Origin of the sequence: uncultured Porphyromonas sp. (assembly GCF_915070105.1) — a bacterium.
GTDB lineage: Bacteria > Bacteroidota > Bacteroidia > Bacteroidales > Porphyromonadaceae > Porphyromonas.
Map to the genome: position 1 here is coordinate 25703 of NZ_CAJZFJ010000014.1, position 10829 is coordinate 36531.

Below are 10829 nucleotides of genomic sequence, written 5' to 3' on the forward strand. Positions count from 1 at the left end.
TTAGAGAAAAAGATCTAATACAGCAAGTTCTCTCGATATACTGCTACCCCACCGAGCTAGTCTACGGGAACGAGGTGCAAGAGGCGAAGTCCCCTACCCGGCTGCTCTAGGCGAAGGGGTGCCCAAGGAGTGAGCGTGAGTAGCTGGCTCTCCGAGGTAAGCTTATCCACAGCTCTATACACCACCTCACCTGGCTCTACACCGAGCGCTGCAAAGAGCTCCTCGGGCAGAGGTAGGACAAGCTCTCCAGCCACGTCAGCAAAGCTTGCGACGACGAGGAAGAGCTCCCCTCGATAGTAGCGCACATAGCTCAGCACTTGATCTGCCCTATCCACACCAGTGGGGATAAGTCCGAAGTATCCACCATGGCTGATCACAGGTAGCGACATCACCTCACCCAGCGTCTTGTAGAGGCGGAGGATCGTTTGTTCCTCTTCGCTTAGATACTTCGCCGTGTAGCCGCCTTGCTGCAGGCGTTGTAGCCGCTCCAGAGCCCAATAGTCAAAGATGGTGGTACGACCATCGCATCCACTGAAGCCCTCTGCCTGCATCCCCGACTCACCTAGCTCTTGGCCGAAGTAGAGGAGCCAAGGGTTCCCCCCGCTAAGAGCAGCACTAGCCGAGGTCAAGAAGCCCTGCAGAGCATCCCCAAAGACCATCGAAGACGCTAGACGCTGTTCGTCGTGATTCTCCATGAAGTAGCACATCTGCCCCTGACGAGTCCCTACGGCATCTCGTGCCCAGGTGAACTCAGGGGTGGCGGAGACCTTCCCCTGTCCGATCTGGACAAGTCTATCGTAAACCCCGACCTTGTCATACAGGGCATCGAAGCCCGACTCTAGGTAAGCCTCATAGCGGTGAGGCTGGTAGACCTCGGCGAGGAAGTATAGATGAGGATACTCACCCTTGAGCGAAGCTATACACCACCTCCAGAAGGCCTCCGGCACAAGCTCCGCCATATCACAGCGGAAGCCATCGACGCCACGTGCTGCCCAGTAGCTAAGGATGTCCCGCATCTTATGCCAGGTATCGGGAATGGGGTCAGCGTGCAGAGCTCCACCACCGAGGTAGTCCACCCCATAGCACAGCTTCACCGTCTCGTACCAGTCGCAGATACCGGGAGTGGCGGAGAAGCAGTCGTTGCCCGTAGCTCGGGCTGGTATCTCTTCGTAGGCTGGGGTATTGGGGGAAGTGTGTGGGAGGCTAAGGCTTGTCCCGGGAAGGTAATAGAAGTTGTTCCTTGCCGAGAAGGCTAGGCTCTGATCATCCCCTTGCCCTAGATCCTCCACTCCCTCGGGCTTGGCATCGGAGTAGTAGGAGCGGGCTACGTGGTTCGGCACGAAGTCCATAAGCACCTTTAGCCCTGCCTCGTGAGTGCGCCTTATGAGCGCATCTAGCTCCTCCTGTCTCTTCCGTGGATCCTCCGCTAGGTCAGGACAGACATCGTAGTAGTCCTTGACGGCATAGGGTGAGCCCGCTTGCCCCTTGACCGTGTCGGGGTGATCGGGCTGGATGCCATAGGCGCTGTAGTCGGTCTTGGTGGCATGCTCCAGTAGGCCGATGTACCAGATGTGCGTAGCACCTAGGCTGCGGATATAGGCGAGGGCCTCGGGAGTGAAGTCGGAGAGCTTCCCCGAGCCATTCTCACTAAGTGTACCACCTACCTTGAGGTTCTTTGTCTTATTTCCCCACAGACGTGGGAGGACGGAGTAGATAACGATCTTATTGGGGTTCATTGGTTTCTGTTTGGGAGGTATGCTGGGCAGCTAGGGGAGCGAGCTCCTTCTGCGCCAGTTCATATCCTATGGTCATGAGGGTGGAGGCTGCACTGACCTCAAACATACTATAGCGGGTCACCTCCATCGTCTCCAGCAGGTAGTCGCAGGCCTCTCTGTCGGGGATAGTATTCTGACGAAAGACCAGCTCCCAGGCTCGGTTAGCGATAGAGGTCATCGAGCGCTCGACCTCTTCGTGGGAGACAGGTCCTAGGTTCACCCCGATGACCTGCTCGCAGTCCGCACGGATGATGGTCACGGGGAAGTTCCGGAAGATCCCCCCGTCTACATACGCATGACCATCTATCTCTACTGGAGTGAAGAGTATGGGGACACTGCACGAGGCTAGGACAATATCCGCTAGACGACCTTCGGTGAAGACACGCAGGTCGCCTTCGTCTAGGTCTGTAGCTACGATCCTCAGAGGCAGGGGAAGGTCTTCGAGCTTCTTGTAGCGGAGGTTGCGCTTGAGGTGTCGGTGGAAGTTAGAGGCACTGAACATCCCTCCCCCTCGTATCTTTAGGCTCGTCATCTTCATAAAGCCATTGCGGGAGAGCAGTTCAAAGACCTCCTCGCAGGAGTAGCCACAGGCATAGAATGCCCCTACTAAGGCTCCAGCACTTGTCCCAGCAAGTATCTCGGGTCTTACTCCTATCTCCTCTAGGTACTTGAGGACGCCGAGGTGGGCGAAGCCCTTGATGCCACCGCCACTGAGTGCTAGGCCTAGCTTGTATGTTGCTGTCATTGTTCTGCGTATTGAGTCTTTATGTGTAGTTGGGCCTTCCCTGCTATGTGGGTAGGCCTTTTTCCTGCTGCCTATACAAAGGGGGCAAGGAACACTCACCGAGGCCTTGCCCCGAAGCCTCTCTAAGGTAGTATCAGTACCTCCACCAAGGTACTAAGGGCACCTCTATAAGGGTATCGGGGCTACCTCCAGTGAGGTAGTGGGGGTACCTCACAAGCAGGGGCAAGGCTCACACCAAGCCACCCACATCGCTAGGCCTTTCCCAAAGGGCAAAGATAGAAAAGAGAGGAAAAAGAACTACCTCCACCTCCCCTACGACGAAGCCATGAGGAGGGGATGACGGCGAAGTGAGGCAGCGCAGAGGCGCACATCACGCAGTGTCTTGCTCGTATAGCGCACTCGGAGCGAAGGGCGAGCGAAGTAGAGCTGCCCGAAGAGCTCCGAGAGACGTGGATAGAGCGCTTCGCCCGTGGCACTACGCTTGAAGCCCAGCGACCTCCCCCACTCCATCGTACAGAGTCCTCGGGCAGATAGGAGCGGACTTGCCTCTAGCCCCTCCTGCTGGAGATCAGCAGCAAGTATCGAGCGGTGAAAGGCGAGGTGATGCGCCACGACCATCGATGCCCGAGAGAGATCGCCGAGGAAGAGCGTGTAGACCTCTCGTGGGGGCTTTGCCCGTAGCTTGAGGTCTTCATCAGTCACTCCATGCAGGGCGGTTGCTTCGGGGGAGAGGTGCTCCACCCGAGCCAGCAGATAGCTCTCCTCTAGGAGCATTGCCCCACTCTCGTCGAGCAGTTGCCAGGAGAGAGCGATGGGACGAGTATCGTATCCCTCAGCAGGATCTTCGTCGGGAATGAGGTCAAAGGTCTCCGTATCGAAGACGAGCCAGTAGGGGTTATACCCCTCGGGAGAGACCGAGCGGAATAGCTGTGAGCTATCCACATCGATCTCTCCCGAGTGATGAGGGCTAGATGGGAGCGGTGTCGCTACCTCCCTGAGGAGCTTGCTACGCCGACGCATCTCATAGAGGAGGTAGAGCGCCCAGCCCAGCATGAGGGCTAGGATCACACATCCGATGAAGGCAAGTGGCATAGAACGACGAGCAGTCTAGGAGGTAGGGAGCGAGGGCGATCAGCCGAGGGAGCTACTTCCGCCGAGGGAAGAGGAACGAGCGAGAGTGCTCAGCCCCTGGACGGGCAAGGCTATCGGGGATGAACCGCCAGTTCGCAGGATCAACAGGGCGCACCGAGCCGTACTTGCGGAAGAAGGCTGCTAGGTAGTAGACCTGATCGTGGGAGGTCGCTCCTACAATTCTCTTGGGGAGGTCTTCCTTGGCAATGCCCGAGCCCTTGGTCAGCATCCCGCCAGCACCTCCTGCCCGATAGGAGTTCACGGCTACCCGGTAAGTACGGTCGAGGTCAAAGGGCTCCTTATGCCCTGTTAGGCGAAGGACCGTCACCCGACTTCCCTCGGGCTTGGTGAGATCGACTAGGTAGTCAATGCCTTGGGCTGAGCTATAATTGTAGGGAGGGACAGCAGTCTTATACTTATCGCCTTCCTTAGCCCCAGGGCGCAGACGTATGAGTTGGTCCTCGGTAGAGGTCATTCCGCCCGTCCAGCCTGCGTATGAGTGCTCGAGATAGCCACGTATCTCGTGTCCCGTGAGCGACATTGCATAGATAAAGTTGGAGAAGGGACAGAACTTAAATAGGTCTCGGATGTAGAGCTTCCCCGCAGGTAGTACCGCCGAGAGCTTCAGCGGAGCAGCGAAGGAGATCTCCGCCCCTACAGCCTCCATCTGCATACGATGAATCACGTCCATGTAGGGCGAGGATCCGAAGACCGCATCTTCACCTACCACGGGAGCCTCCAGCGTACCTACTTCGCTACCAAGGTAGGCCTCTACAGCCTTCCTCTCGGGAGCAAAACGGGCAAGGAAAGCAGGGTCTGGCTCGACATCGTCGAGGGAGATGAAGGAGGGACGTAGCTCCTTGGAGACCACTACCCCACCACGCTTCTTGATGGTAATCTGGATGTCGGAGACCCGATCAAGGTGGTTAGCTGGATTGATAAGCAGCACCGAGTCTGCCGTACCACGTGGACGAAGCCACTCCAGCTCCTTGCGGTGGTCATGCCCGATAAGCATCAGGTCGATACCAGGGACACCTTCGCCGAGGGTACGCCCCGCATTCTCGAGATAATCAGGGTTATCGTTCTCGAGACCAGAGTGCATGAGTACGACGAGGAGGTCGGGACGCTCACGCTCCCGTATCAGAGGTATCCAAACCTTGGCAGAGGCGATGATGTCATCGAAGTGCAACCCCTCCCACAGATGACGAGGTACCCACTGTGGGATGGCGGGAGTGGTGAAGCCTAGGACAGCGATACGCAGGCCAGAGCGTTGGAAGATCTGATAGGGCTTGAAGTAGGGCTTGCCCGTTTTGTCCGAAATGATATTGGCACCGAGCAAGGGGAACTTACAGGTCTTCCCCCATCGGTCGAAGACGCTATGCCCAGGCTCGATATCATGGTTACCCATAGCCACTGCATCGTAGCGCAGATAGTTCATCGCCGAGGCAATGATGTGTGGGGCTACGGTATCGACATAGTTGAAGTAGTAGGCAGGTGGCTCACCCTGTAGCAGGTCACCTGCATCGAGGAGCAGGGCTTGAGGGTCAGACTTTCGCACCTGCTTCATCACGGTAGATAGACGGGACATGCTACCCGATCCTGCGTGTACGTTCAGGAAGTCATAGGGGTAGACATTGCCATGTATATCCGTGGTGTGGATGATACGTAGGCGGTGCTCCGTGAGGCGACCTTTAGCGGACTGCGCCGAGAGGAACGCAGGAAAACAAAAGAAAAGTAGCATGCTCACCCACAGACGAGGGGTGAGCATGCTACCAGCAAAGGGACGGTTCATAATGATAGGGGGTTACTTCACCTCGCTACCAGGGGCTACGCCCTGCTGAGGTGTGATGATGTGGAGCTTACCCGTCGCAGCATCCAGAGTAGAGAGGATCATACCTTCGCTCTCTACACCACGTAGCTTACGGGGAGGGAGGTTGGCAATGAAGCATACTTGCTTACCGACGAGATCCTCGGGAGCGTAGTGCTCGGCTAGGCCAGATATAATTGTCCTTCCCCCGAGACCATCGTCGAGGCGGAACTGGAGGAGCTTATCAGCCTTCGGCACCTTCGTGCACTCGAGGACAGTACCGACACGGATGTCGAGCTTCTGGAAGTCCTCGAAGGCTATCGGAGCAGCCACAGGAGCAGCTGTAGCCTCAGCGGCTTCGTTCTCCTCCTTAGTCTTCAAGAGCTTCTGCACCTGCGCCTCGATCACCTCATCCTCGATCTTCTCGAAGAGCAAGCGAGCCTCCCCTAGAGCATGTCCTACGGGCATGAGGTCTGCACGTCCTAGGTCTTCCCAGCTAGGGAGGGCGATCTGAAGCATCTGACAGAGACGCTCACTACTCATGGGAAGGAATGGGGCAAAGGCAATAGCGAGATTAGCGGTGATCTGCAGCGAGATATTGAGGATCGTCGCCACACGTGCTAGGTCTGTCTTGGCGAGCTTCCAGGGCTCAGTGTCGGCGAGGTACTTGTTCCCAAGTCGAGCAAGATTCATCGCTTCCTTGAGAGCCTCTCTGAAGTGGAAGTTGTCCAGTTCGCGTTCTATCGCAGCCCGGGTAGTGCTAAGCTCCGAGAGCGTCTCCCGGTCAAAGTCGGTGAGATCACCAAGGGCAGGCACATGCCCCTCGAAGTACTTCGAGGTCAGTACGAGCGCTCTATTCACGAAGTTGCCAAAGACAGCAACTAGCTCGTTGTTGTTCCGTGCCTGATAGTCCTTCCACGTAAAATCGTTGTCCTTGGTTTCGGGGGCATTTGCGGTGAGGACATAGCGCAGGACATCCTGCTTATCTGGTAGCTCGTCGAGGTATTCATTGAGCCAAACAGCCCAGTTTCTGCTGGTGGAGATCTTGTTACCTTCTAGGTTTAAGAACTCATTGGCAGGCACGTTCTCTGGGAGGATGTATGAGCCCTCAGCACGGAGCATTGCTGGGAATACGATGCAGTGGAAGACGATATTGTCCTTGCCGATGAAGTGAAGGAGACGTGTATCTTGATCCTTCCACCAGGTCTCCCAGGTATCGGGGAGAAGTTCCTTGGTGTTGGAAATATACCCGATCGGAGCATCAAACCATACGTAGAGTACCTTGCCCTCGGCACCTTCGACAGGGACTGGTATTCCCCAGTCAAGGTCTCTGCTCACAGCCCTAGGCTGGAGTCCCCCGTCGAGCCAGCTACGGCACTGCCCATACACATTACTCTTCCACTCCTTATGCTGCTCTAGGATCCACTCACGAAGGAAAGGCTCGTGCTGGTCAAGGGGCAGATACCAATGCTTCGTCTTCTTGAGGATGGGAGTAGCGCCAGATATGGCACTGTGTGGGTGGATGAGGTCCGTAGGATTAAGGGTAGATCCACAGCTCTCACACTGGTCTCCATAGGCGTGGTCATTCTGACACCTAGGGCATGTACCTACTATATAGCGGTCGGCGAGGAACTGCCGAGCCTCGGGGTCGTAGTACTGCTCCGTCTCCTCCTCTGTAAAGGCACCCTTCTCATAGAGTGTACGGAAGAAGTCCGAGGCATGCTCCCGATGGGTAGGGCTCGTCGTACGGCTATAGATGTCGAAGGTCATACCGAAGCGAGCGAAGGAGTCTCGGATAATGGTGTGATAACGATCCACTATATCCTGTGGGGTAACTCCCTCCTTCTGCGCACGGATGGCGATAGGCACACCGTGCTCATCGCTTCCACAGACAAAGAGCACCTCCTGCCCCTTAAGGCGCAGGTAGCGAGCGTAGATATCTGCGGGGATGTAGACCCCAGCAAGGTGTCCGATATGCACTGGCCCGTTGGCATAGGGAAGGGCGGCAGTGATGAGTGTTCTCTTATAGTTCTTCTGCATCGATAGCTAAATAGGTGATGGGTCGGAGGGCACAGACGTGCCCTCCGACCTATGTAGTTACTTCTGTTGCTCTTTCAGGCGTACCTGCCAAGCCCAAGCTGAGCGAAGGGTGTCGGCGAGACTCTCTCTAGCCTGCCAACCTAAGACGTTGTTCGCTAGGGAAGGATCAGCCCATACCTGCACGATGTCTCCCTCACGACGTCCGACGATCTTGTGAGGGACGGGGACACCCGTTACCTCCTCAAAGGTGCGGATAAGCTCTAGTACACTCACTCCACGGCCAGTACCGATATTGAAGGTCTCGAGTGCGGGGCTCTTCTTCGCCTCATCTAGTATACGGTCTACGGCGAGGACGTGAGCTCTAGCTAGATCGACTACGTTGATGTAGTCACGGATGCACGAGCCATCAGGGGTATTGTAATCGTCGCCAAATACACTTAGCTCCTGACGAATACCGGCAGCAGTCTGCGTAAGGTAGGGGATGAGGTTCTGAGGGACACCTAGTGGGAGCTCCCCGATAAGAGCTGAGGGGTGTGCACCTATAGGGTTGAAGTAGCGAAGACGGATTACCTTGTAGGGGACGCCAGCATAGACGACGTCACGTAGGATCTCTTCGTTGATCTGCTTGGTATTGCCGTATGGGGATAGGGCCTCTTGTACGGGGGCATCCTCTGTTACGGGAAGCACCTCGGGCTGTCCATAGACAGTGCAGGAGGAGGAGAATACGATCCCCTTGGTACCATGACGTTGCATGGCTTCTAGGAGGACGATGAGGGATAGGAGGTTGTTGCGGTAGTAGAGCAGGGGCTTCTGTACGGATTCTCCGACAGCCTTGCTAGCAGCAAAGTGGATGACACCCTGTATATCGGGGTGGTTGGTGAATATCTCTTCTATGGCAGACTCATCGTTGCAATCTACCTGATAGAATACGGGGCGTGTGCCCGTAATGGCCTCGATACCATCGAGGACGTTGATGTTGGAGTTAGAGAGGTTGTCTAGGCTAACTACCTTGTAGCCTGCCTGGATAAGCTCGACGGTCGTATGGGAACCGATGTAGCCCGTTCCCCCAGTGACGAGGATTGTACCTTTAGTAGACATGTGGTGTGGTTTATAATGATTTGTTTATTCCATCTATATAGGAGAGTAGCTCGTCTCTGCCCATTCGTGCCTCGGAGGAAGTGATGAAGAGTGGGGGAAGCTCCTCCCACTGCTGCAGGAGACGCTCCTTGTAGGCTGCGATGTTGGCAGCGAGCTTACCCTTGGAGAGCTTGTCCGCCTTGGTGAAGACAAGAGCAAAGGGAATGCCTTCCTCACCTAGCCATTCGATGAACTCGAGGTCTATCCTCTGAGGCTCCAGACGACTATCTAGGAGCACGAAGAGGCATACGAGCTCAGTACGCTCTAGGATATAGTCCTCGATCATCTTACGTAGCCCATCACGTCCGTCTCGGCTAAGGCGTGCATATCCGTAACCTGGAAGGTCTACGAGGTACCAATCCTTATTGATCAGGAAATGGTTGATGAGCTGTGTCTTACCTGGCTTTTGCGAGGTCATGGCTAGACCTTTTCGCCCAGTAAGCATATTGATGAGCGAGGACTTCCCCACGTTGGATCTACCTATAAAGGCATACTCGGGGAGCCCTGTCGTCGGGCACTTGTTTACCCGACTATTGCTGATGACGAACTCTGCAGAGGTAATAACCATCGTGACTATCCTTTGTTATACGAAGCTGTTTTACAGGACAAAGATACGGCATTGCCAACATATAGCCGTAGATGGGACGGAAATCAGCGCCCCACCTTGGGAGAGGCCACCCTCCTCTCCCCTCCCCCGAGCTATCTCACTCAAGCCCTAGGGGTAGGCTACCTCGGTCTACTAGGTCGGGGACGCTCTTCGCCCCGAGCACCTAGGGCTTCTTGGGGGGCTAATGTCGGGCATCCTAAGTACGCAGATCCCCCCTTGCCTAGTGCGTGTCTGCACTCCTATAAAGAATACCTTCATCACCTATGTAAGGTGACGAAGACGCTCTTACCGAGAGCGCATCGACGCTCCTATAATGAACGTTTCCATCACCTATGTAAGGTGATGAGGACGCTCTTACCGAGAGCGCACTTGCGCTCTCGGTAAGAGCGTTTTTGTCCACTCGGCATGTCTGAAACAGAGGGTATTACACTAGAGGGTGGCACCTCCCTCCCTTCCTCGGGGGCTCGTCCCTACCGCCCCCCCAGCCTCCACACTCGCTCCCCCGCCCCCATACACTATATATAAAATAGGTACGCGCGCGAGGGGGCGAGCCCCCGGGGGCTGCCCTGTGTGCTACCTAGAGATTGGCGCAGTAAGAGGTGTGGAGGGAAGAGAAAGTGTAAGGGAGGAAAGGGGGAGGGGAAGGGGGCAAGAAGGTATAAAATACCCATTTATAGGTATTTCGTAGGGACTAGATATGATATATCTTTGCGGGCGAATTACCTAGGTTGCTTGCGGACTGCTCCCCTTCACCATATGTAGACAATATATATCGTGTCCGGTCTGACCCTGATGGGGTCTGGGCTAGGGTGTGCCTCGGGTGACAGAGGAGATCATACTTATAGATAGAATATGTACCATACAGCTAGGCAACTAGCATTTACTCTATGCCTCGGCTCGATCAGTATCGGAGCTGGGGCACAGGTGCTCCCGACAGATAGCTTGAGGGAGACGAGGGACTCCGTCCGACGTCTTGATGAGATCGTGGTCTACGCACGCCAGATGCTGGGGAGCAAGTTGGAGGCACGCAACCGCACCGGTTCTGCTTATTACCTTTCGCCGAAGGAACTGGCAAAGTTTGGCTACACAGACATAAGCCGTATACTACGTGCTGTGCCAGGTGTGAACATCTATGAAGAGGATGGTTATGGCCTTCGCCCTAACATCAGCCTACGAGGAACGAAGGCTGAGCGTAGTGAACGTATCTCGCTGATGGAGGATGGGATCCTAGCAGCCCCCGCTCCCTATGCCGCTCCTGCCGCCTACTACTTCCCCAATGCAGCCCGTATGTATGCCATAGAGGTACTGAAGGGGAGTAGTCAGGTGCAGTATGGCCCCTTCACCACGGGAGGTGCGGTGAACATGGTCTCGACACCTATCCCCAAGACCTTCCATGCAGGCCTGCGTAGCTCCTATGGAAGCTACGGCACCTTCAACAGCTATGTCCATGTGGGGAATGACCACAAGCATATCGGCTATCTTATCGAATACCTTCGCTACCAATCGAAGGGATTTAAGAAGGATGAGCCCAATGAACGAACAGGCTTTTACCGCAATGATGTCGTGGGGAAACTTCGCCTACATAGC

8 protein-coding genes are annotated in these 10829 nt (G+C 55.5%); 1 reads left to right on the forward strand and 7 read right to left on the reverse strand.

What is annotated here, in order from left to right:
• Positions 1-56 precede the first annotated feature (56 nt).
• The 7 genes from QZ554_RS02585 to yihA all read right to left on the reverse strand — a co-directional run bounded on the left by QZ554_RS02585 (position 57) and on the right by yihA (position 9203).
• Positions 57-1736, reverse strand: a complete 1680-nt coding sequence (locus QZ554_RS02585; RefSeq protein ID WP_297194122.1) for an alpha-amylase family glycosyl hydrolase — start codon at positions 1734-1736, stop codon at positions 57-59.
• Entirely contained in the window at positions 1723-2520 is a 798-nt protein-coding gene (locus QZ554_RS02590) for a patatin-like phospholipase family protein (RefSeq protein WP_297194124.1), read from the reverse strand. Before QZ554_RS02590 ends, QZ554_RS02585 begins: the two co-directional genes overlap by 14 nt.
• Positions 2521-2832: 312 nt before the next feature.
• Positions 2833-3612, reverse strand: a complete 780-nt coding sequence (locus tag QZ554_RS02595) for a 3'-5' exonuclease (protein WP_297194126.1) — start codon at positions 3610-3612, stop codon at positions 2833-2835.
• Positions 3613-3664: 52 nt separating this feature from the next.
• Positions 3665-5443: a bifunctional UDP-sugar hydrolase/5'-nucleotidase gene (locus QZ554_RS02600; protein ID WP_297194128.1), complete on the reverse strand. Its 1779-nt coding sequence runs from the start codon at positions 5441-5443 to the stop codon at positions 3665-3667.
• A 12-nt stretch (positions 5444-5455) separates the two neighbouring features.
• The gene (metG, locus tag QZ554_RS02605) at positions 5456-7498 is read right to left on the reverse strand and encodes a methionine--tRNA ligase (RefSeq protein WP_297194130.1); all 2043 of its coding nucleotides are present in this window, start codon (positions 7496-7498) and stop codon (positions 5456-5458) included.
• A 57-nt stretch (positions 7499-7555) separates the two neighbouring features.
• The gene (gene galE, locus QZ554_RS02610) at positions 7556-8596 is read right to left on the reverse strand and encodes a UDP-glucose 4-epimerase GalE (protein WP_297194132.1); all 1041 of its coding nucleotides are present in this window, start codon (positions 8594-8596) and stop codon (positions 7556-7558) included.
• 10 nt (positions 8597-8606) lie between these two features.
• Positions 8607-9203, reverse strand: a complete 597-nt coding sequence (gene yihA / locus QZ554_RS02615) for a ribosome biogenesis GTP-binding protein YihA/YsxC (protein ID WP_297194135.1) — start codon at positions 9201-9203, stop codon at positions 8607-8609.
• Positions 9204-10094: 891 nt separating this feature from the next.
• On the opposite strand from yihA, the gene QZ554_RS02620 reads away from it, so the two are divergent.
• Positions 10095-10829: TonB-dependent receptor plug domain-containing protein (locus QZ554_RS02620; RefSeq protein ID WP_297194137.1), on the forward strand; the 735-nt coding region annotated here is incomplete at its 3' end.